Origin of the sequence: Rhizobium sp. C104 (assembly GCF_022354505.1) — a bacterium.
In the GTDB taxonomy this organism is placed as follows: Bacteria; Pseudomonadota; Alphaproteobacteria; order Rhizobiales; family Rhizobiaceae; genus Rhizobium; species Rhizobium redzepovicii.
On the sequence record NZ_CP092348.1, the window covers coordinates 2,596,198 to 2,618,357 of the forward strand.

A 22,160-nucleotide genomic window follows, 5' to 3' on the forward strand; every position below is an offset into this window, starting at 1 on the left:
GCCTGCGGCGGCAGGCTCCGCCGCAGGTTGGGTTCTGTCGGTTCCAAACCGTCTGACACACTAGCGAACGGCTGCCAGTCTGGGGGCTCTCGCCGACTCCTCGCCTGGTCTGCGTGCCCAGGCTGCGTCCGGCTCGCGGACCTGGGTGCGACGATTGAGTTTAAAACGGCCAACCAGTTCGGTGAGCATTTGGGAATCTACTGCGAGGGAGTGGCCGATCGCCGTACTCTCTTCGACCATCGCCGCATTCTGCTGCGTCATCTGATCGATCGAATTCACTGCGCCGCTGATTTCCTGTAGGCCGATCGACTGTTCGCGTGAGGCAGTGGTGATCGCATCGACTTTGGCGTCGATTTCGGTGACGTAGCTAGCGATTTTTGAAAGTGCCTTGCCCGTTTCGTCGACGAGTTGAACGCCCGAGGCGACCTCATCGGTCGAGTTGCGGATCAGCGCAGTGATCTCCTTGGCTGCACTTGCCGAGCGCTGGGCAAGCTCGCGCACTTCCTGTGCCACGACTGCAAAGCCCTTGCCTGCATCTCCGGCTCGCGCCGCCTCGACGCCGGCATTAAGCGCCAACAGATTGGTCTGGAAGGCGATCTGGTCGATGACATTGATGATCTGGCTGATTTGGCCTGAGGCGTCCGCGATTCGTTTCATTGCCTGGACGGCTTCGCCGACCACTTGGCTGGAGGCGGTGGCGCAGTCCTTGGCTTCGCGAACGAGGTCGCGGGTTTCGGCTGTGCGTTCGGCCGAAGAACGCACCGTTGACGATACCTCTTCGAGCGATGCGGACGTCTGCTCGAGCGCTGCGGCCTGCTGTTCCGTGCGACGTGCAAGATTGTCTGCGGCACCGCGCATCTCCTGCGCCGAGGCCGAGAGATGTCCGGTCTTGGCCAGTACCTGTTCGAGCGTGGCCTGGAAGGTGGCAATCGAATTGTTGAAGTCGTGCCGCAGCGGTTCAAAGTCGGCGGCAAAGGGTTCATCGATCGTGGTACGGATATTGCAGTCCGCCAGTCGACCGAGGCCCGCGCCGAGTGTCTGAACGACTTGCTGCAGCAATTCTGCCTGCTGCGCCTGCAGGCGGCTGCGTTCGGCTGCGTCGCGTTGCGCGACGGCGCGGCTGTCGTCCATTTCCTGCTGCAAGCGCTGACGCTCCATACCGGCATGGCGGAAGACTTCCACGGCGCCCGCGATCACGCCGATTTCATCCTTTCGCGACAGGAACGGCACAGATTTCGTGTAGTCGCCGCCTGCAAGCTCCTGCATGTTGTCGGCAATCGCGAAGAGCGGCCTGATGGCGCGACTGCGGACGAACCACAGGCCAAGCAGAAAGAGTGCAACCGAAACCGCGCTGCCCGACAGCGCAAGCGTCCTCGCCCGAACGCCGGCGGCCTCAGCGGCGGTCTCTGACTTTGCCAACCAGACATTGCTAAGCTGCGCCAGAACATTGACCTGCGCTTCATGCGCATGAAACGCGTCCTTCAGGTGATCAAGCGCTGCGTGAACGGCGTGTTCGTCCTCTTGGGAGACGGCAGAGGCATAGGTGCGCTCTACCTCGTCCCAGAAGACGTCCGCCGAGCTGTAGACACCCGACAGCCTGGCGCGGACTTCCGCGGGAAGGTCGGCCTTTGCCCAGAATGCCTTGCGATCCAGGTATCCCTTGTGAAGCTCGACAATGCGGCCGAGATTGGGATGCAACAGCTCGGTATGCACCGCACCCTCCGTCGCCAGCATATAGGCTTCGACGACGAAAATTGGCGGCGGCAGGATATCGGCAACCAGATCCTTGCCCTCGACGAGGCCGTTATAGACCGGACCCCTGACCCTTAACTCCTCGAAGGCCTTAGTCTGCAGACCGACAGCCAGGATCAAGCCTGCCGTAACGATGATTCCAAACAGCATGATGAGGCGGGAGACAGATAGATTTGGCACAGCGGCGACCTTTGTTTTGTTGGGGAGGAGTTACACAGGAGTGGAAAGCTTGGTCGTGGAACCTGCAAAGTATCTGGAGTTGCTTTGCGCCAGGAACTTGTTGGCAAGTTTGACGACGAAAGGAGGAGACGAATATTTGCCTGCGGCGCAGATTTTGCGGGCAGTAGGAGCATTGCGATTTCGACGGCCACCACGATCATTCACCGGCAATATTTTGGAATTCGCGATCCGATCCCGAATTCCTGAGCTTCCACGTTTGAAGTATAGATTAGCGCTAGCGAGTAACTCGTCAGTAAGAACGCGGCAGCCAGCCAACATATTTCTAATGAACAATAATTGCTCACATCAGAGACTTTGAGCAATTAATGCTCATTAAGCTGCGAATATCTGCTCACTTGGCGAAATCCTGCTCAAATTGATATATGTCGTCTTCACTGCCTTCCGAAGGCCGTAAAAGACGGCTCTGGGCTCGCCAAAAGAGGATGCGCGCGGCAATGCCACTCCGGAATGCAAAAACACCTGAAAAACGAGCGCAACTGATTGAGGTATTCCTCGGAGCGGGAACCTGGACCTATGATCTGATCACGCGGGAACTGACGTGGTCGGACGGGCTCTATCGTCTCGTCGGACTCGATCCAAAGGCCGTTGCGGCAAGTTTCGACCTCTATGAATCCCTTGTGCATCCCGACGACCGTCTAGCGCACGAAGAAATTGTAGAGTTGGCACATGCGAACCAACTGTCCTCGCGCCGCTTTCGCGTCATCCGGCCCGACGGGCATCTTATTTGGCTCGAAAGCAGATTTGACCGCCAATATGACCGCAGTGGCCGGCTGGCCATCCTCCACGGTGTCGTTCAGGACGTAACCAATGATCACAAGGCGCAAATTGCACACAACCGCGCCGCCGCGGCCAATGCGTCGTTGCGTAAGCTTGTGGGTGGCGAGTTCTGGCGCGCCGACAGTCAGGGTAAGCTGCTCGACTATACCAACTGGATGCGCTTCACCGGTCAGACGGCGGAGCAGCTCAGGGATTACGACAGGCTTGCAGCGGTTCATCCTGACGATCGGCAACATTTCCGCACGACTTGGCAGGGAGCGATTGAGGGCAAGTATAAACTGGATCTCTCCGTTCGTGTCCGACGGCATGACGGCGTCTTTCAGCGTTTCGAAAATACAGCGGTTCCCCTACTCGATAACGATGGCGAGATCGTTGAATGGCACGGCGTCTCCAAGTTGGTTGAGGATATTCCCGCGAAACCCAATCTGCAGAATGCGGTCTGCGAAGTTCACATCAGGGCCGCGCGCGCAATGCTCGGTTGGACGGCTCAGGAACTGGCAGAGCGATCGGGCATTTCCTTTTCCACAATACGACGTATGGAAGCGGATGCTCACTCGGTCAAAGCTGAAAACGTCGAGCGGGCGCGCGAAACGCTGGAGAACCATGGCATTACATTCCTGTCTGAACCAAAGGATGTTGTAACGGTGACATTCGCAGCCAAAAGGTAAGCGGTTTCGGTATCGCAATCATGCCGCCGAACCGCTGCCGCGACCGAAGATTTCAGTTTAACCGGAACCAATGGCAACTCGGGGATAGCGACTATCGTCTCACGAGATGGCAGCTTGGGGCGCCATCGGCTTCAAAAGCATGAAACGCGATAAGCGGTAGCCCAACAGTTCCAGCCAGCCGATACCAATCAACGCATCAGCAGCGACACCAGGCCGGCCTGGGAGTTGACCCCGAGCTTGGAATAGATGTTCCGCAGATGAGTTCTGACGGTCTCGTAACTGATCTCGTCGGCGATCGCCACTTCCCTTGCGGAATGGCCCGATGCGATGCTCGATGCGATCCGGACTTCGGTTGCGGTCAGCTTGTAGAGCTGCATCAGCAAATCGCGCCGCTCCCTGAGGGGGCTCGCCAGCATCGGCTCGGCAATGAGCGCCACGGTCGGCCCCTCCAGAAACTCGGTAAACGCATCGGACTGAAGCCGGACGAGCGTGAGGCGGTAGTTATCCTGGTCCCTGCCCTTGACGATTGCCGTGTGCGGTTTGGTCTGCATACCGTTTCGGGAGGTCAGCAATTCAAGAACGGCAGCCGACTTCTGGCACTGCAGTCCGAGCTTGCCATCTGCGGTGATCCGCACCGGCAGGCCGGCTTCCATCAAGGCCTCCGCGCTCTTGTTCCAGCGACGGACTTTCCCTTGCTCCGAAACATAGATCAGGCCGACCCCGATGCTGTCGAACAGGGTTTGGGTTACGTGTTCGTGCGGCGCAAACAGATCGCGCTTGCGAATGAAATCGAACGCCCTCTTCAGATGCGGCGCGAGGATCGTGTAGCGTTGGGCCGCTTCCCTGTTGAGATCGGGGTCGGCCGAAGATGTCGAGGTCGACAAGATGAAGGTGCGGTCTTCCTCGCGAATGATGGAAACACCCACACTGGTTTCGCATCCGGCCTGCCGCTTCAGCCAGTCATTGTAAAATTCCGATTTTATCAGCTCTTCGCGCGGAAAGATCTCGTCGCCGCACAGGCCCTGGCCGACGGGCACGAGACCCAATCTGGGATCCAAGGATTGACCGCGGCAAAGTGGCTGCTGAACTGGTCGACCTCGGCCTGCGAAAAGCCCGACATGAAGGGAACATGGGCAACCGACGAGGTCAGATCGTGGTAATGCAGCGCAGCCTTGCCGCCCGGCGACGTTTGCGCAACGCGATCGAGGAAATCCTGCCAGCTGCACTCGCCGAAGAGACTTCCATAAATCAAATCCGTCAAATGAGATGAGACGTCAGTCGATTGAACCATGATCGATTTTCAACTTCAGCGAATGAAAGCATCTTCGAATAATCAATAGCGTTGAATTCGGAAATGCAACGGAATTCGCGCGTTCAAATCCGGTAGCTGCCGGCTGCGCAATACTACAACCGAAGCATGCTTCATCTTAGACCGTCGTTACATTTGGCGACTGGCGCCTTCCAGCCGGGAAACGCATGGAACTGGGAATGCCCGCGCGCGGCATGGACATTTTGACGCCGCGGGCGATGCCCCGCGGCGTCAAGCAATGGCTGCGGCTGCCCGTCGTCAAACCAGCCCCGGCACGACGAAAACCAGCCAAGCGACGATCGGGCCGATGATGGCAATCAGCGCGCTGTAGATCAGCAGTTGCCTGAGCACCTGCTCTCGACTGTCATCCGGGGCATTGGCGACCACAAGCGCGCCATTGGTGGAGAACGGGCTGGTATCGACGATCGTCGTCGAGATCGCGATGGCGGCGACCACGCCGATGGCACTGACATGTCCCTGCATGAGGAACGGAACGGCAAGCGGGATGATCGCGCCGAGCAGCGCGGTCGAGGATGCAAAGGCCGAGACGATGGCGCCGGTAAAGCAAAGCAGCAGCGCCACCAGCAGCGGCATGCCGAGACTGGATATGCCATTCGCCACGTAATCGACCGTGCCGGCCTTCTCCATGACGCCGACATAAGTGATGATGCCGGCAATCAGCAGCACGGTCGACCAGCTGACCTTGTCGATTGCCGCCTTCTGCGTTTTCGGGGATAGCAGCGCGAGAGCGACGGCGACGGTCATGGCGACGAGGCCGACATTGAACTTGAAAACCAGGGCGCCGATGCCGAGCGCCGTCAGGCCGATCAGGGTGGTAATTCTCTCATTGTTCAGGCGCAGCGTCGCGGCGGTATCGGCCGCCGTACCGTAGGCATGCTCCCGGATGGGTTTTGCCGGCGTGCCGCCGTGACCTCTGATCGACGCCGACACGCCCTCGGGATGCAGTTCGGGCAAAGGGCCAAAGGACGATGCGGGTACCTGCCGCATGACCTTTGCGCCCCCGAAAACGAAGAAGACCAGCACCGCGATCGCCAGGTTGAAGAAAAAGCTGGAGAGAAACAGGGAGGTCGGCGCGAAAGGCAGGCCGGCCTTGGCGACGATCTGGTTGGTGATGCCGCCATAGATGCTGATCGGCGAAAAACCGCCCGCTTGCGCGCCGTGGATCACCATCAGGCCCATCATGACGGGGTGAATGCGGTACTGGATGGCAAAGCTCAGCGCGACGGGCGCAAGAATCGCGACCGCGGCAGGCCCAAGAGCGCCGAAGCCGGTAATGACGGCGGCGACGAGGAACATCACCCAGGGGATCAAGCCTATGTGTCCACGCACCAGGCGGACGGCGCATTCGACCAGCCAATCGATGGTGCCGTTGATCTGCGCGATGGCGAAGAGGTAGGTGACGGCGACGAGCGTCAGGAACAGATCGCTCGGAAAGCCGGCAAAAATGTCGGTGGTTTTCATGCCGATGGTCATCGAGCCAAGCACGAAGGCGCCGGCAAAGGCGAGCGCGCCCATGTTGATCGGCTGGATCGTCGCAACGATGAACATGGCGACCAGCAGGCCTATGGCCAGAATTTCAATACCCATGATTCCCCTCCCTCCGACGCCTCCGGCGCCGTCGCTGCTGTTTGCAATATTGATGCGGATACCGACGCGCCCTCCTCCCAGAGGGCGGCCGTCTTACGTCCCTGTGTAGAGATCGGCGTATTGCTGCCGCAGGATGTTCTTCTGAACCTTGCCCATTGTGTTGCGCGGCAAGTCCTCGGCGAAGATGATGCGTTTGGGCTGCTTATAGCGCGCGAGGCGATCCTGGAGGGCGCGGACAATGGTCTTTTCATCCAGGCCGGCGTCGGGTCTGCATACGACGACGGCCGTTACGCCCTCTCCGAAATCGGGATGCGGCACGCCAATCACAGCGCTCTCGACGACGCCCTCGATCTGGTCGATCTCGCTCTCGACCTCTTTCGGATAGATATTGTATCCCCCGAAATCACCAGATCCTTGCCGCGGCCGACGATGTGCACATAACCGTCCCGGTCGATCTTACCGAGGTCGCCGCTGATGAAGAAGCCGTCCGCGGTAAATTCGGCCGCGGTTTTTTCCGGCATGCGCCAATAACCCTTGAAGACGTTCGGCCCCTTGATCTCGATCATGCCGGTTTGTTCAGGCGGCAGCACTTGTCCCGTGGCGGGATCGGTGACGCGCACCGTCACATCAGGCAGCGGCAAGCCGACCGTCCCGGCGATCCGCTTCTCTTCATAGGGGTTGGAGGTGTTCATGTTGGTTTCCGTCATGCCGTAGCGCTCGAGAATCGCGTGGCCGGTCCGCGCCTGGAACTGGGTGTGCGTTTCTGCAAGCAGCGGCGCCGAGCCTGATATGAACAGGCGGATGCTGGCTGCCGCCTCTTTACCGAAGTGCGGGCTTTGCAGGAGGCGGACATAGAAGGTAGGCACGCCCATCAGCATGGTTGCCTGCGGCATCAGTGAAACGACCTCGTCGGCGTCGAACTTCGACAGCAGGAACATCGAGGCGCCGGCGAGCAGCGTGACGTTGGTGGCAACGAACAGCCCGTGCGTGTGGAAGATCGGCAAGGCGTGGATCAGCCGGTCATCGGGGGTGACGCGCCAATAGTCGCGCAAGGTCAGAGCGTTCGAAAGCAGGTTCCCATGCGTGAGCATCGCCCCCTTGGAGCGTCCCGTCGTTCCCGAGGTGTAGAGGATCGCGGCCAGATCATCGGCGGAGCGCGAAGCGTCGACAAAGTCGGCCGGCTCGTCACGCGCCAGATCGAGCAACGAGCCGCTGCCGTCAGCGTCGAGCGTTTCGACGATCGCGCCGTAATGCTTGGCGATTTTCTCCACGCCCTCCCGCGCAGCCGAGGCAACGACCACCAGACGCGGCTCGGCGTCGCCGATGAAGTAATCGAGCTCGGCCAGCGTATAGGCGGTATTGAGCGGCAGGTAGACCGCGCCGCTTCGAAGACAGGCGAGGTAAAGGATCAATGCCTCGGCGCTTTTCTCGACTTGCACCGCAACCCGATCGCCGGGGCGAATGCCGAGCGTGTCCATGGCGCCGGCGAGGCGGCCGGAAAGAGCAAAGGCATTGCCATAGGTCCAAGTCTGAGCGCTGCCGATCCGAATGAACGGTGCGTCATCGGGTGCCGCGGCCCGCATGGCGTCGAAAAGATGGTTGCTCACTTTCGCCCTCCTCCAAGCGTTGAGTTCATGATCTGTGCGAAGGCTCGAGAGCCTTGCTGGCCGTTGCCGCCGCGACCGCCTTCGTCGCTCTGGTTGAGCAGGCTTTTGACGGCTGGCGAGGCGATCACTTCGCCGCGCTGCGCTAAGGCCTCGTGGTTGGCCACCATGTCGTCGAGCTTATAGAGGTAGTTGACCATCAGGCCATGCGCCTGCCGGACTGCCTTCGGCGATCGGTCGCCGAGAAAATTCACTCTTTCAAGCCGAGCACCGTTGCCGAGATGGAAGCGGGCCACCGGATCGACCGGGCGGCCCTCCGGCGTCCGTTCGGTCAGGAAGTAGCGCGCCGCAAGCGGCAGCAACACGCGCTCCAATTCGGCGCTGCTCTTCTCCTTGTCGGGCCAGTTCGGGTCGTCCAGCAGGCTCAGCGTTTCCAGGGCCGCTTTGGACAAGGACCGGGCGCCGGCCGGATCGCGCGCCTTGGCAAGCCAACGGGCGAAGCCCGGGACAGGCGACAGCGTGACGAAATTCTTCAGGCCCGGCAGGTCTCGCCGCAGGTCTTCCACGACCTGCTTGATCAGGAAATTGCCGAACGAGATTCCGCGCAGGCCATCCTGGCAGTTGGAGATCGAATAGAAGACAGCCGTCGTCGCCTCATCGGCATTGATCTGCTCCCTCCCCTCGTCGAGTACATCGGCGATCGCATTCGGCAAGGATCGGGTGAGCGCCACCTCGACGAACACGAGCGGTTCGTCGGCCAATCGGGGATGGAAAAAGGCAAAGCATCGACGGTCGGCCGGCGCCAGACGGCGGCGCAACTCCTCCCAGCTGGCGATCTCATGCACGGCCTCGTATTTGATGATCTTTTCGAGGATGTTTGCCGGCGTCGACCAGTCGATCGGCCGCAGCGTCAGAAAGCCGCGATTGAACCAGGAGCCGAACAGATGCGTGAAGTCGGCATCGAGCGCGTGATAGGCTTCGGACCGGTCCTTGGAAGCAAGCAGCTGCTGACGCATACGGACCAGCCTGGCGGTGCCGTTGGGCGCATGATTCAACCGGCGCAGGAGCTCCTGGCGCCGCGGCTCCGCGGCCTGATGGAGCGCGATGACGGCGGCAGAGCTTTTGTCAGCGCGGTAATTTTCCATCGCCTGGTCGAGCCTCACCGTGTCGGGCCCGAACGTTTCGTGAAGCATATGGAAGAATTGCTGCGCGCCCGCGCTTTCGAGCGCGCCCCAGCGATCGAGTATCTCGGCCGCAAGGGCGATGCCTGATGCTTCACCCCGGCTCGACAACAGCATCTCGCAGAGAGTCTGCAGATCGGCTTTGGCCGCAGCCCGGGTATTGCGCGAGCCGGAAAACAGAAGCTGGCGTCCGTGATCGGTGATGCTTTGCAGCATGTCGGTGAAGAAAGAAGCTTCAGGCATGTCATTCTCCCCTCTCTGCAGGCCCGCCACATTATGCGCGCCTTGGACCCCTGCTTCCCATCGAAGGGCTTGGTCTGTAGTATGTAGACTGTCATTCTTCGTACACGAAGTCAACAATCGTGTATACAAGAATGGCATTTATGTATGAAGGATGCGAGAAAAATGTCCGAGAATGTCGGCCGGTGGCTCCGGGATGAGATTGAAAATGCAATACTTTCCTACGAATTCGCCCCCGGCGAACGGCTGGATGAAACCGTGCTTGCCAATCGGTTCGGCGTGTCGCGAACGCCGGTACGCGAAGCCTTGATGCAGCTAGACGCGATCGGCCTGATAGAAATCCGGCCGCGCCGGGGCGCTGTCGTGATCGATCCGGGGCCGCACCGCATTTACGAGATGTTCGAGGTGATGGCGGAGCTCGAGGGCTTGGCTGGAGCGCTCGCCGCACGCCGGTTGGACAAGACCTCCCGGGAAGCGATCACCGCCACCCACGGCCGCTGCGAGCAGTCCGCCGGCGCCGGCGACAGCGATGCCTACTACTACGACAATGAGGAATTCCATAAGGCCATCTACGCCGCAAGCCGAAGCGATTTCCTGCAGGAGCAATGCGTGCAATTGCATCGGCGCCTGCGCCCCTATCGCCGTCTCCAATTGCGGGTGCGCAATCGCCTGTCGACCTCTTTCTCGGAACATTGCGCCATCGTCGATGCGATCTTCGCCGGCGATGGAGATGAAGCCCGCCGCCTGCTGCGCACGCATGTCGGCATTCAGGGAGAGAGGTTCAGCGATCTGGTCGCCAGCATGGCGGCGAGATGACCGGAGGGCGTGACATAAGCCGGATCGCGTTGGTTTTCTGTTCCTGACGCAAGATAGGGCCGCTACCGATCCCCTATTTAACTCTGCCCGGATCTCCGCTCACCCAGTCGCCTTCAGAGATCAGCGCTGGACCAACTCCGGGATCGGTTCAATTGCTGTCGACTTTTTGGATGGCGGCTGGAAACGTCCGGGAAACCTCGTTTCCATCAGGAAAGCCTTCGGTCACAACCGTAAATTTGATCCAGCCTTTCCATCCTATAAGACCGGTGCGCTTCGGCGCGATCACCACTACCACGATGTCCTCATTCGGAACAACGTGAACGGCACGAACTCCTGGACCTGGCTCTGAGTGCAGCACTGCGAGTACCGTTCCGCCCCCCGGCTTGGCACCTGCATAGATGGGAGAACCGTCACCTAGTGGTGCGATTGCGCTAATAAAACGCGTGCTGACGTAACCCTCGCCATTGAAGAAAAGAGGACCTTGGTAGGGACGGGGCTCATCATCGCTCCAAGCAGCGCTGACGGACACAAGCAACAGGCCAGTTGCGAGCATTGAAAGTCGCGTCACCGAATGGCTCCTCTAATCCAAGAACCCATAAAGCCAGTCCCGCGTCTCCTCCGGCAAAGACACCGGCTGCTGATCCTCGCCGCTGCGGGCCTGCCAGATGATCTCCACCTCGGCGGCGCGTTCCTCCCCCGTATCGATCGAGACGATGAAGCCGATGGAACGCACGCCGATCTTGTCGACGGCGGCGGTAAAAAGGGCCGGCTCGTCGTAATGCAGCGGGCGGTGGAGAACGCAGGTAATCTTGCTGGCGATATAGACCGGTTCGTCCTCGACCTCGGGCCGCGCTAACCAGAAGCTCGCAATGACGGACTCGGCATAGGAAATATAGGAGGCCAGAAACATCTGGCCGGTCATATCGACATCGCGAAACGGCACATGTATTTCCGTTACACCCGGGCGTTTCGACTGACTCATCAACAACTCTGCCTACAAAATTCCCCGTTGACGACAGTAGCACGGGGTTTTTCGAAGTAAACCGCTGAGATGACAGGAATTTATAATGCCGGCGGCGACGAGATGGGGCGCAGGCGCGCTTGTTGAAATCGTCGGGCGATGCCCCATCTGCTGTGGAACATGACATAAGCGACCGATAGAGTGTCTCCATGAGCACCCGTCTTTATGAGCATCCGATCTTTCTGGAACATGTGACGCCCACTGGTCATCCGGAGCGATCGGACAGGATCCGCGCCATCAATGTCGCGCTCGAACATCCGAATTTCGAGCGGCTGGAGCGCCGGCAGGCGCCTGAAGCGAGCGCGGATGCGGTGCTGCTGGCGCATCCGGAGGAACATCTCAAAGCCGTGATGCGGGAAATTCCTGAGGAAGAGGACCGGATCAACCAGCTCGAAGCCGATACCTATGCCAGTCCCAAAAGCCTGCAGGCGGCGCTGACCGGCATCGGCGGTGCGATGGCGGCGGTGGACGACGTCTTTTCCGGCGCCGCCGACAATGTGTTCGTCGCCGCCCGTCCGCCGGGCCACCATGCCGAGAAGATGACGGCGATGGGCTTTTGCTTCTTCAACAATGCGGCGATTGCCGCCCGCCATGCGCAGAAGCGGCATGGCGCCGAGCGCGTCGCCATCATCGACTGGGATGTGCACCACGGCAACGGCACCCAGGATATCTTCTGGGACGACCCCTCGGTGCTGTTCTGCTCGACGCATCAGATGCCGCTTTATCCCGGCAGCGGCGCCAAGGACGAGAAGGGCAAGCACAACACCATCGTCAATGCGCCGCTTTCGCCGAATGTCGGCAGCGACCATTTCCGCGAGGCGTTCAAATCGCGCGTGCTGCCGGCCGTTGCCGATTTCAGGCCGGATCTCATCATCATCTCCGCCGGCTTCGACGCGCATCACCGCGACCCTCTGGCGCAGATCAACCTGACGGGCGAGGATTTCGACTGGGCAACCGGCCGCGTGCTCGAACTGGCCGACCGGCACGCGAAGAACCGGGTCGTCAGCCTGCTCGAAGGCGGTTATGATCTCGAGGGGCTCGCCGAATCGGCGGGCATGCATATTCTGCGAATGATGAAGGGTTGAGAATGACTGACAGCGCCAAGCCGGAGGTATCCGGCCTTTCCTTCGAAAAGGCGGTCGCCGAACTCGAAAGCATCGTCGCCCGGCTGGAACGCGGCGACGTGGCGCTGGATGAATCTATCGAGATCTATGAGCGCGGCGAAGCGCTGAAGAAACATTGCGAGACGCTGCTTTCGGCCGCCGAAAACCGCATCGAGAAGATCAGGCTCGACCGCGCCGGCAAGCCGCAGGGCGTCGAACCGCTCGACGGGGCCTGAGGGTCAGAGCAAAGCTGCCTTTTGGCGCTTGGCGATCGGCTCGCGGCCGATCTATGATCCCCTTCCAATAAATGAGGGGACGGAAACATGACGGACAGATTGAAGGGCAAGGTCGCCATCATCTCAGGCGGCGCGACCGGCATGGGCGGTGCCGCCTCGAAGCTGTTTGCGGCGGAAGGCGCGCGTGTCGCGATCATCGACCGCAATGGAGAAGCTGCGGCCGAGACCGTCAAGCAGATCCGTGATGCCGGCGGCGAGGCCGACTGCTGGACGGCCGACGTCTCCGATGAAGCTGCGGTCAATTCAGCCGTCGCTGGCGTCGAGGAACACTACGGCGCTGTCACCGTACTTTTCAACCATGCCGGCACCATCGTCATCAAACCCTTCCTGGAAACGACGCTTCAGGAATGGGACTGGCTGCACGCCGTCAATGTGCGTTCGATGTTCCTGATGACCAAGGCGGTGCTGCCGAAGATGATTGCCGCGGGCGGCGGGTCGATTGTCTGCACCTCGTCGATCTCGGCGGTCGCCGCCACGCCGATGGAAGTGCTTTACGACACGACCAAGGGCGCCGTGCATATGTTTGCCCGCGCCATCGCCGTGGAATTCCGCGACCGCAACATCCGCTGCAACGCCGTCTGCCCCGGCTTCATCCGCACGCCGCACGGCCTGCGCGAGGTGGCCGACCTGCAGGCGCTCGGCGTCGACGTCTCCGATGCCGCCATCGCCGCGCAACAGGGTCGGATCGGCGAGCCCGAAGACGTGGCGCGGGCCGCCCTTTACCTCGCCAGCGACGAGTCGAATTTCGTCAACGGCGCCCATCTGTTCGTCGACAACGGCTTTACGGCAATCTGAGACGGGCCGGCTCAGCGCGTGATTGGACGCGCGGCGCTCCAAGCGCTATCTGTGGGCAGTGCAAAGCTGCATCATTCAAACTGCTGCAACGGCACCTCAGATCGGAGAGTTCCATCATGTCCTTCTTTCCCGGTAAAGATCCGCTGCCCGGCGATGCCTTCGCCTGTGATGCGATCGAGAATCTGATCATTCCGCGCACCAGCGATATCGGCGGCTTCCAGGTGCGGCGGGCGCTGCCGACGCGGCAGCGACGGCTGGTCGGGCCGTTCATCTTCTTCGACCGCATGGGGCCGGCGATCCTGAAGCCCAACGAGGCGCTTGATGTGAAGCCGCATCCGCATATCGGGCTGTCGACGGTTACCTATCTCTTCGACGGCGAGATCCGCCATCGCGACAGCCTCGGCACCGAAAAGGTCATCCGTCCGGGCGATATCAACCTGATGACGGCAGGGCGCGGCATCGTGCATTCCGAGCGCACGCCCGACAATCTGCGCGGCCATCCGCTGCTGATGTCGGGCCTGCAGACCTGGCTGGCGCTGCCCGACGACAAGGAGGAAATCGATCCTTCCTTCGCTCATACGGAAAAGTCTGAAATGCCGCTGATCGAGGCTCCAGGCGTACGCGGGCGCGTGGTCATCGGCTCGTTCGAAGGCATGACATCGCCTGTCGGGGTTTTCTCCGACACGCTCTATGTCGATCTCGACCTGCAGCCGGGCGCCAAATTTCCTTTCGGCGCAGCGCATGAAGAGCGCGCCGTCTACGTGCTCTCCGGCGAGGTCGTCATCTCAGGCGACCGCTTCGCCGCCGATCAGCTGCTGGTCTTTCGGCCCGGCGATCCGATCACGCTCGAAGCCGGCAGCGACGGCTGCCACCTGATGCTGTTCGGCGGCGCGGCGCTGAATTCGAAACGTTACATCTGGTGGAATTTCGTTTCCTCCTCGAAGGAGCGGATCGAAAAAGCCAAAGAGGAATGGCGCAGCGGCCGCTTCGATATCGTTCCCGGCGACGAAGAGGAATTCGTGCCTTTGCCGGAAGGCTGACGGCGGCAATGATCGGCCGCCGCCGGTCACCTGTCCCCGAATTTCAACCCGCCGCGAAATACCGCGTCAGTGCGCCCTTCGTGCGGTTGATATAGCCATCCTGCCAGCTGTCGTCGACGTTGAGAAAGCCCGACCAGCCCTTCTTGCCCTGGCGCTTCAATTCAGCCTCGACGGCGCGGAAGCGATAGTGGTCATAGACGTCGAGGATGTGGACGGCATAGGCTTCGGCCAGCGCCCGGTCGCCTTTGACGATCAGCATGTTTTCGTCATTGGCATAGGAGGCCTTGAAGCCGAGATTGTGGCTGCCGAGGACGACGACGCATTCGTCCGACAGGGGATCGATCACCAGCACCTTGTCGTGAATGATGGCGCCCACCTTCTTGGCCGTCAGTTCCTCCGCACCGAAATCCGCCAGCAACTGGCGGTCATCGATGCGCGACGCCCGAACGATCGATACATTGGCCTCGTCGAAAGTATGGGGCGAAACACCCTCTTCATCGTCATCCGGATCGTCGGGATCGTTGTCCTTGCCGGGGACGTAATTGGGCATGGCCTGCGGGCTGGAAACGGCGCCGGTGACGATCAGCTTCTGATCCTTGAGGCCGATATCGATCGCCTCGCCGACGATGCAATCCCGGCCCGACTGACCGGGATAGAAGGCAAGAAAGAGCACCGCATGCTCGGCACGGCGCATCAGGCGATAGACCTCGCGAAGGTCGGGCGGAATTGCCTTGCCTTTTCTGCGGCTTTGCATGTTCGGCGAGAACCAGGTTTGAAGCGAAGCCCCGTTGGCTGTGGGTATAATGGACGGCGTCTCGTTGGAGCGGCGGAATTCCTTGCTCTGCTGGTTGTCGGGCATGCCGTCATCGAATTCGACGGGCGCTTCCAGCGTCTTATTGTCTTTCAGCATCCGATCCCAATAAGCGACATAGGCCGCGGCGACCGCATCGTTCCTGACGATCAAGGCGTTGTTGGACTGGCCGGCAAGCCCGGTGGCCGTCCAGTTGGTGCTGCCGGTGAAAACGCTGCGCGGAGCGTCATCCGCCGGTAGGTGCACGACAAATTTGTTGTGGCCGATCTGGCTCGAATTGTTGAACATCCGGTGGTGGATCTCGACGCCTGCATCGATCAATGCCTTGCGCGCAGGCGCATTGCGCACATCCCAGGCATCCCCGACCTTTCCGGTATTGGCGAGGATGATGCGCAGCCTGTTCTTGTTGGCAAGCAGCAGCTCCAGCAGTTCCTCGTCCTCCAGCTCGTAAAGCGCGACGAGGAAACGGCCCGGTCTACTCATGAATTCCCTGAGCATCGGAATAACATCGCCGGCAAGATATTTGCGGATGCCGTTCGACGGATTGGAAATCATGTCGATCAGCTCATTCGGCTGTTTCACCCCGTCTTCGAGAAGGACGTTGCGCAACCACTGGGCGGCGAGAATACCATTGGTGAAGGTCGACTCGAACTGGCCGCGCTTGCGCGTCACATGGACGGGGTTGGAGGCGACCGCCGGTCCGAGATAACCGAGCGGCCGCGGAGGACCGTCATAGGCCTTGACGGAGATTTTCTCGAAGGTGCCGTCGGCCTTCTTGATCGGCCTGCCGTTGGCGTCGCGCTTGTTGATCTCGACAAGCTGAGGCGTCGGGTCGGGGGCAGCCGCCATGCCCGGCTTCAGATCGCCGAGTGGACGGATCTCGTAGCGCACCCGCACCTCGTCCGGCCGCCGCCGCATTTCATTGCGCCGCTTGCGCAGCGTCAGGTCGCGCCAGGAGAGCTTCTGCACTGGCCAGAGCGATGTCGTCTGCGGCAACCAATGCGGATTGCGCTGTCCCTTGAAGGCGACCCAGGCGGCGCACGTCACTCGGTCATCGCTGCCATCGGGTCTTTTCGACACGTTTCCCTGTTCGTCGAGATAGACGCGAACGACTTCGAACCCGAGGCATCCATCGATCTTGGCGTCTATGTGCCAGGCCACATAGGCGACCTCGTTGTTCACATAGGCATGCGCTGCGACAATCGTTCCCATGGCCCGTCTCCCCAGTGAGCGCCGCAACTCTGCTACCATTCCGTGTCATATTCAAGCTGCTCGCCGGCCCTTCGCGCGTTCGACCACCGTTCGGAAAAACAGGGCGGAACCGGCCAGGATCAGGCGAATGCAACGCGCAGAAATAGAATGTGATATCTCCCGAAACCGCTCACACATTTTTCCGCCATGCTCTAAGGTGAAAACCTTCGGTTCCTGAAAATCACTTGTTTTGCCTCGTTCTAATCGAATAAAGCGGTACAAGGAAAAGTAAGAAAGAGCGCCCGCCCGTGACACAACTGCCGAAGACCCCCCTGCTCGATCAGGTCACCTACCCCGCCGACCTGCGCAAGCTGGAGGATCGCGACCTGCCGCAGCTTGCCCGCGAAGTGCGGGACGAAATGATCGATGCGGTGTCGCGCACCGGTGGTCATCTCGGAGCCGGTCTCGGCGTCGTCGAGCTGACGATCGCCATTCACAGCGTCTTCGACACGCCTGACGATCGGCTGATCTTCGATGTCGGCCATCAGTGTTATCCGCACAAGATCCTCACCGGCCGGCGCGACCGCATCCGCACGCTGCGCCAGGAAGACGGGCTTTCCGGCTTCACCCGCCGGGCCGAGAGCGAATACGACCCCTTCGGGGCGGCGCATTCATCGACCTCGATCTCGGCCGGCCTCGGCATGGCGATCGCCGCCGATCTCGACAAGAACGACCGGCGCGTCATCGCCGTCATCGGCGACGGGGCGATGTCGGCCGGCATGGCCTATGAGGCGCTGAACAATGCCGGCGCGCTCGATGCGCGGCTCATCGTCATCCTCAACGACAACGACATGTCGATTGCGCCGCCGACGGGCGCGATGAGCGCCTATCTCGCCCGCCTCGCCTCGGGCCGCACCTATATGGGCTTCCGCGACTTCGGCAAGAAGCTGACGGCCTATCTCGGCAAGAACATCGATCGCGCCATCACCCGCGCCGTCGAGCATGCCCGCGGCTACGTCACCGGCGGCACAATGTTCGAGGAGATGGGCTTCTATCATATCGGGCCGATCGACGGGCATTCCTTCGACCATCTGCTGCCGGTGCTGCGCAATGTGCGCGACAATGCGCGCGGACCGGTGCTGATCCATGTGGTCACCCAGAAGGGCAAGGGTTATCCACCGGCAGAAGCCGCCGCCGACAAATATCACGGCGTCAACAAGTTCGACGTCATCACCGGCGCCCAGGCCAGGGTCAAGCCGAATGCGCCGAGCTATACCAGCGTCTTTGCCGAAGCGCTGGTGCAGGAAGCCACCCTCGACGACAAGATCGTCGGCATCACCGCCGCCATGCCAAACGGCACCGGCCTCGACAAGCTCGCCGAAGCCTTTCCGTCGCGCTGTTTCGATGTCGGCATCGCCGAACAGCATGCCGTGACCTTCGCCGCCGGCCTTGCCGCCGAGGGCTACAAGCCGTTCGCGGCGCTCTATTCCACCTTCCTGCAGCGCGCCTACGACCAGGTCGTGCACGACGTGGCGATCCAGGGACTGCCGGTGCGTTTTCCGATCGACCGCGCCGGCTTCGTCGGCGCCGACGGGCCGACGCATGCCGGCTCCTTCGACACCGCCTTCCTCACCACCCTGCCCGGCTTCGTGGTGATGGCGGCGGCCGACGAGGCCGAACTCAAGCATATGGTGCGCACCGCTGTCGCCTATGATGCCGGGCCGATCTCGTTCCGTTATCCGCGCGGCGAAGGTGTCGGCGTCGACATGCCGGTGCGCGGCGAAATCCTGCAGATCGGCAAGGGCCGCATCGTCAAGGAAGGCACCAAGGTGGCGCTGCTTTCCTTCGGCACCCGGCTTGCCGACTGTCTGCTTGCCGCCGAAGACCTCGATGCCGCCGGCCTTTCGACGACGGTTGCCGATGCACGCTTCGCCAAGCCGCTCGACCACGACCTGATCCGCCAGCTGGCCCGCCACCACGAGATGGTCATCACCGTCGAGGAAGGCTCGGTCGGCGGCTTCGGCAGCCAGGTGATGCAATATCTCTCGAGCGAGGGCCTGCTCGACAACGGCCTGAAGATCCGCTCGCTCGTCATGCCCGATATCTGGATGGAGCAGGCAAAGCCGGAAGCGATGAACGCCCATGCCGGGTTGGATCGCGCCGGGATTGTTTCCACGGTGTTCCGGGCGCTTGGGCGCGGGGTTGCGGTCGGGGTTGCGGGATAGGTGAAGTGTGAGGGTGTGCCGTGCGGCCCCCTCATCCGCCCGCCGGCACCGACCGGGGTTGAGCCACTGGTCTCAACCCGTCCTTCGGCCCCCCGCTGGGCGGACGAAATTTGCGGCGATGTCTCGACTCCCTCTTCTCCCCTGGGGAGAAGGTGCCCGTAGGGCGGATGAGGGGGCCGCGAGGTCGGACAGACCTAACAGAAGCTTATTCCCATAAAAAAGGCGGCACTACCGCGCCGCCGTCTTCACTTGACATTCTTCCCTTCCAGGAAAGCGCCCTCTCAGAACTCCGTCCAGTCTTCCTGAACCGCGACCGCAGCGGCCGCTTGCCGGCCGCCGAAGGCCTTGGTGACCTTGTTGGCGAGCGCGCGGGCCGGAGAAGCGACCGGGCGGGCGTTCGCAACGGCCGCGCGCGGTGCTGCATCCGGCCTCGTCTGGCCGAGCTTGAACTGGTGCAACAATTCGTCCAGCGCGTTTGCCTCCTGGGCGAGCGCATGGCTTGCCGCCGTCTGCTCCTCGACCATGGCGGCGTTCTGCTGGGTGCCCTGGTCCATGTTGTTGACGGCGGTGTTGATCTCCTGCAGGCCGATCGACTGTTCGCGGGTGGCGGTGACGATCGCGCTGACGTGGTGGTTGATCTCCTGCACCTCCGCGACGATTGCTTCCAGCGCCTTGCCGGTCTCGCCGACAAGCGAAACGCCGGCAACGACCTGTTCGCCCGATGTGGTGATCAGCGCCTTGATCTCTTTCGCCGCCTTGGCCGAGCGCTGGGCCAGTTCGCGCACTTCCTGGGCAACGACGGCAAAGCCCTTGCCGGCATCGCCGGCGCGGGCGGCTTCGACGCCGGCGTTCAGGGCCAAGAGGTTGGTCTGGAAGGCGATGTCGTCGATGACGCCGATGATGTTGGAGATTTCACCCGAAGACTTTTCGATCTGCTGCATGGCGGAGACCGCCCTGCGGACGACTTCGCCGGATTTTTCGGCGCCGAGGCGGGTGCGCTCGACGAGATTGCCGGCGTCCTCGGCGCGCTTGGCGCTGTCGCGGACGGTCGTCGTCACCTGCTCGAGGGCTGCGGCGGTCTGTTCGACGGCGGCGGCCTGCTGTTCGGTGCGGTGGGCAAGATCGTCGGCGGCCGAGCGGATTTCGCCGGCGCCGGCATTGATCGCCGAGGCGTTGCGGCCGACCGATTGCAGGGCCGCCTGCAGCTTTTCAACGGCATGGTTGAAGTCATTGCGCAGGCTGTCATATTGCGGCGCGAACGGCGTCTGGATACGGCCGGCCATATCGCCATTGGCAAGCTCGGCGAGGCCGCCGGCCAGCGCGTCGATGGCATGGCGGATCTCGCCTTCCTCGCGGGCCTTCTGCTCGTCGCTTGCCCGGCGCTGGCGTTCGGCGTCGCCGCGCATGCGGTCGGTCTCGCCGGCAAGCCGCAGCTTCTCGATCGCCGCCTGCTTGAAGACCAGCACAGACTGGGCCATGCGGCCGACTTCGTCGCCGCGGTCGGTTGCCGGGACCTCGATATCGTTTTCACCGCCGGCGAGGCGATCCATGGCGCTCGTCATGCCGACGATCGGGTGGACGATGGTGCGCGACATCAGCCAGGCGAGCACGGCGGCGGCAAACGAGGCGACGATACCGCCGGCCAGCAGCGTCGTCTTCAGATCGCTGTTGGCATCGGCGCGAATTTCAGCAAGCGCTTCGGATTTTTCGCGGGCGCTGGCCTTGATCTTCGCCGAGGCCTGGCGGAACCCGTCGAGCTGGCCCTTGGTGGCGTTGACGCCGATCTTGACGACCTCTTCGATCGGCATGTCGGTTTCCTTGCGCGCCTTGGTCTGCGGCTCGGCCAGTTCATGGAAATAGAGGTCGGCTGCCTTCTGCATGCCGTCGATCATCTCGACCAGCTGCGGTTCGCCGGCCGCCGTCTGCTTGGCAGCGGCAATCGCCTTCAGCATGCGCTCGCGGTTGGCAAAGACATCGCCATAGGTGCTGTCGCTGCGGAAGAGGATGAAGCCGCGCAGATTGACGGCCTGCTCGAGCATTGCCTGCAGCGCATCGTCGATCTGGTTAACGAGCAGCTCGGACTTCTCCTGCTCGGCAGAAGCAGCCGCAGACGCCGTCGCCTTGGAATAAACAAAAGCGGAAATGGCGACGAAAATGAGAATGAGGGCTGCGAACGTGGCCGCAAGCTTACCGTTCAAGGATATGTTTTTGGCGGACATCGGTGATTTCTCCTGACGACAGTCGACGCGGCGAGAGGCAGGTCGCGTGAGACGCAACCGCCGGGATGTTTGAAGCTGAAAACATGATCGGCGTGGAAACGCTTGCGCCTTCATGGCGCCGAGCAGTTCAGATGAACCGCTGCAATCGCGCTGAACCTATATGGGCAGGCTTTAAATATGTTTAAATTTGTGCGGCGCAACAGCGGCGGAGCCTGCGGATTATTGTGCGGTTTCCGGCGGATTGAGGATCAGAATGTCGAAGTCCTTGGCGGGATCGAAATCCTCTGCTGTCATCCGGAAGGTCGTCGGGCCGATCTTCTCGACATTGCTGCCGCAGAAGCTGATGAGGCTGCCGGGCTTGCCCTTGTCGATCGTCAGCTGGAAGCGCCGGATCGGCCCCGCCCAGTTGGCGCCGGTCGACAGTACATAGGAGATCCAGCTTTCGGTGTAGTTGGCGCCATTCGTCTCGGCTTCCGCGGCACGCTGCTGCGCGACCCGGACGAAGTCTGCGTCCAGGCAGTATTTGCGGGAATATTCCTCGAAGCGCTCGCCCTTCGGCTGGCCGTTTTCGAGAAAGCTGATGGCGACGGTGCCGCCGACGGCTGGCTGGTAGCGGTGCTCGACGCTCACTTTCTTCTTCGCGGGAAAAGTGGTGCGCCACCAATAGGTCGAGCGCAGCGTCCAGAGCGGCACCAGATCGGCCTCTGCCATCGGATAGATCAGGCCGCGGGCGATCCAATCCTTCCGGATGGTCTGGGGAAGTTTGGCGAGCGCGTCGCGGGTCTTGTCGCTGTAGGGCAGGACCGGAATGTTATTTTTGGCGAGTTCGTCGGTGACGTCGATGCCGAGCGAGACGACACGCTGCTGCAGCTTGGCGGTGATCGGCTTGCCGTCCTGCACGGTGGAGAAATGCAGGAAATTGTCGCTGTCATAATCTGCGATGGCGGAGTTGTTGTCCATCTGACCCGATATGTCGGGCATCGGGAAGGCGACCAGGCTTTCGACATCCTTGTCGGACGTGTTCTCGAACACGTAATCGACCCGCACCTCAGAAGCGGAAATGAAGAGATCCTCTTGCACCATGCTGACATCGTCGGATTGGGCAAAGATCAGCCCGCCGGTCTTGACCTCGGCCATGGTATCGTTTGCCAGCGCCGGCGATGCGATCCCTGCCGCGACAAGAAGAGTGAAGAGCTTCAGCATAAAACACCCCCGTGCCTGCGGCCGCCCCGTAATCGCCGCGGCAGGATTATCGCCGAAAGCT

General features: G+C 61.4%; 15 protein-coding genes and 2 pseudogenes. 7 read left to right on the plus strand and 10 right to left on the minus strand.

Features of this window, described 5'->3' with window-relative positions; translation table 11 throughout:
• Positions 1-60: 60 nt before the first annotated feature.
• Positions 61-1,932 carry a HAMP domain-containing methyl-accepting chemotaxis protein gene (locus MF410_RS14160; RefSeq protein WP_239619825.1) on the minus strand — a complete coding sequence of 624 codons (1,872 nt, stop codon included), beginning with the start codon at positions 1,930-1,932 and terminating at the stop codon, positions 61-63.
• Between the two features lie 494 nt (positions 1,933-2,426).
• Here MF410_RS14160 and MF410_RS14165 point away from each other — a divergent pair, with 494 nt between their 5' ends.
• Positions 2,427-3,437 (plus strand): PAS domain-containing protein, encoded by a 1,011-nt coding sequence (locus tag MF410_RS14165; protein ID WP_165503940.1) that lies wholly within the window; start codon positions 2,427-2,429, stop codon positions 3,435-3,437.
• A gap of 188 nt (positions 3,438-3,625) precedes the next feature.
• On the opposite strand, the pseudogene MF410_RS14170 reads toward MF410_RS14165, so the two are convergent.
• From MF410_RS14170 to MF410_RS14185, 4 genes and pseudogenes are all read right to left on the minus strand, one after another.
• Positions 3,626-4,728 (minus strand): annotated as a pseudogene (locus MF410_RS14170) (helix-turn-helix transcriptional regulator).
• Positions 4,729-5,004: 276 nt separating this feature from the next.
• Positions 5,005-6,354: an SLC13 family permease gene (locus tag MF410_RS14175; RefSeq protein ID WP_097624073.1), complete on the minus strand. Its 1,350-nt coding sequence runs from the start codon at positions 6,352-6,354 to the stop codon at positions 5,005-5,007.
• A 93-nt stretch (positions 6,355-6,447) separates the two neighbouring features.
• Positions 6,448-7,961 (minus strand): annotated as a pseudogene (locus MF410_RS14180) (malonyl-CoA synthase).
• Positions 7,958-9,382, minus strand: coding sequence for a malonyl-CoA decarboxylase (locus MF410_RS14185; RefSeq protein ID WP_097624071.1), 1,425 nt, complete (start codon positions 9,380-9,382; stop codon positions 7,958-7,960). Before MF410_RS14185 ends, MF410_RS14180 begins: the two are co-directional and overlap by 4 nt.
• Positions 9,383-9,544: 162 nt before the next feature.
• Here MF410_RS14185 and MF410_RS14190 point away from each other — a divergent pair, with 162 nt between their 5' ends.
• On the plus strand, positions 9,545-10,195 hold the full coding sequence (locus MF410_RS14190) for a GntR family transcriptional regulator (protein WP_097624070.1): 651 nt from the start codon (positions 9,545-9,547) through the stop codon (positions 10,193-10,195).
• Between the two features lie 148 nt (positions 10,196-10,343).
• On the opposite strand, the gene MF410_RS14195 is transcribed toward MF410_RS14190, so the two are convergent.
• Positions 10,344-10,763, minus strand: coding sequence for a hypothetical protein (locus MF410_RS14195; protein ID WP_131711366.1), 420 nt, complete (start codon positions 10,761-10,763; stop codon positions 10,344-10,346).
• Between the two features lie 12 nt (positions 10,764-10,775).
• Entirely contained in the window at positions 10,776-11,177 is a 402-nt protein-coding gene (locus MF410_RS14200; RefSeq protein WP_097624069.1) for a thioesterase, read from the minus strand.
• A gap of 188 nt (positions 11,178-11,365) precedes the next feature.
• On the opposite strand from MF410_RS14200, the gene MF410_RS14205 reads away from it, so the two are divergent.
• The 4 genes from MF410_RS14205 to MF410_RS14220 all read left to right on the plus strand — a co-directional run bounded on the left by MF410_RS14205 (position 11,366) and on the right by MF410_RS14220 (position 14,450).
• Positions 11,366-12,301, plus strand: coding sequence for a histone deacetylase family protein (locus MF410_RS14205; RefSeq protein WP_097624068.1), 936 nt, complete (start codon positions 11,366-11,368; stop codon positions 12,299-12,301).
• Positions 12,302-12,303: 2 nt separating this feature from the next.
• Complete coding sequence (locus MF410_RS14210; RefSeq protein ID WP_003545921.1) at positions 12,304-12,555, plus strand: exodeoxyribonuclease VII small subunit; 252 nt, start codon at positions 12,304-12,306, stop codon at positions 12,553-12,555.
• A gap of 87 nt (positions 12,556-12,642) precedes the next feature.
• On the plus strand, positions 12,643-13,410 hold the full coding sequence (locus tag MF410_RS14215) for an SDR family oxidoreductase (RefSeq protein ID WP_097624067.1): 768 nt from the start codon (positions 12,643-12,645) through the stop codon (positions 13,408-13,410).
• Positions 13,411-13,526: 116 nt separating this feature from the next.
• Positions 13,527-14,450 (plus strand): pirin family protein, encoded by a 924-nt coding sequence (locus MF410_RS14220; protein WP_097624066.1) that lies wholly within the window; start codon positions 13,527-13,529, stop codon positions 14,448-14,450.
• Positions 14,451-14,493: 43 nt separating this feature from the next.
• Here MF410_RS14220 and MF410_RS14225 read toward each other — a convergent pair whose 3' ends face one another.
• Positions 14,494-16,473, minus strand: coding sequence for a phospholipase D-like domain-containing protein (locus MF410_RS14225; RefSeq protein WP_097624065.1), 1,980 nt, complete (start codon positions 16,471-16,473; stop codon positions 14,494-14,496).
• Between the two features lie 287 nt (positions 16,474-16,760).
• On the opposite strand from MF410_RS14225, the gene dxs reads away from it, so the two are divergent.
• On the plus strand, positions 16,761-18,677 hold the full coding sequence (dxs, locus tag MF410_RS14230) for a 1-deoxy-D-xylulose-5-phosphate synthase (RefSeq protein ID WP_054181462.1): 1,917 nt from the start codon (positions 16,761-16,763) through the stop codon (positions 18,675-18,677).
• A 281-nt stretch (positions 18,678-18,958) separates the two neighbouring features.
• On the opposite strand, the gene MF410_RS14235 is transcribed toward dxs, so the two are convergent.
• Both MF410_RS14235 and MF410_RS14240 read right to left on the minus strand, forming a co-directional pair.
• Positions 18,959-20,896 carry a methyl-accepting chemotaxis protein gene (locus MF410_RS14235; RefSeq protein ID WP_097624063.1) on the minus strand — a complete coding sequence of 646 codons (1,938 nt, stop codon included), beginning with the start codon at positions 20,894-20,896 and terminating at the stop codon, positions 18,959-18,961.
• 219 nt (positions 20,897-21,115) lie between these two features.
• Complete coding sequence (locus MF410_RS14240; protein WP_097624062.1) at positions 21,116-22,099, minus strand: DUF4424 domain-containing protein; 984 nt, start codon at positions 22,097-22,099, stop codon at positions 21,116-21,118.
• Positions 22,100-22,160: the final 61 nt, after the last annotated feature.

Excerpts from the sequence above, each read along its gene's own strand:
- MF410_RS14165 (WP_165503940.1), top strand. The coding sequence starts at position 2,427 with ATGCCACTCCGGAATGCAAAAACACCTGAAAAACGAGCGCAACTGATT.
- MF410_RS14175 (WP_097624073.1), bottom strand. The coding sequence starts at position 6,354 with ATGGGTATTGAAATTCTGGCCATAGGCCTGCTGGTCGCCATGTTCATC.
- MF410_RS14185 (WP_097624071.1), bottom strand. The coding sequence starts at position 9,382 with ATGCCTGAAGCTTCTTTCTTCACCGACATGCTGCAAAGCATCACCGAT.
- MF410_RS14190 (WP_097624070.1), top strand. The coding sequence starts at position 9,545 with ATGTCCGAGAATGTCGGCCGGTGGCTCCGGGATGAGATTGAAAATGCA.
- MF410_RS14200 (WP_097624069.1), bottom strand. The coding sequence starts at position 11,177 with ATGAGTCAGTCGAAACGCCCGGGTGTAACGGAAATACATGTGCCGTTT.
- MF410_RS14205 (WP_097624068.1), top strand. The coding sequence starts at position 11,366 with ATGAGCACCCGTCTTTATGAGCATCCGATCTTTCTGGAACATGTGACG.
- MF410_RS14210 (WP_003545921.1), top strand. The coding sequence starts at position 12,304 with ATGACTGACAGCGCCAAGCCGGAGGTATCCGGCCTTTCCTTCGAAAAG.
- MF410_RS14215 (WP_097624067.1), top strand. The coding sequence starts at position 12,643 with ATGACGGACAGATTGAAGGGCAAGGTCGCCATCATCTCAGGCGGCGCG.
- MF410_RS14220 (WP_097624066.1), top strand. The coding sequence starts at position 13,527 with ATGTCCTTCTTTCCCGGTAAAGATCCGCTGCCCGGCGATGCCTTCGCC.
- MF410_RS14225 (WP_097624065.1), bottom strand. The coding sequence starts at position 16,473 with ATGGGAACGATTGTCGCAGCGCATGCCTATGTGAACAACGAGGTCGCC.
- MF410_RS14235 (WP_097624063.1), bottom strand. The coding sequence starts at position 20,896 with ATGTCCGCCAAAAACATATCCTTGAACGGTAAGCTTGCGGCCACGTTC.
- MF410_RS14240 (WP_097624062.1), bottom strand. The coding sequence starts at position 22,099 with ATGCTGAAGCTCTTCACTCTTCTTGTCGCGGCAGGGATCGCATCGCCG.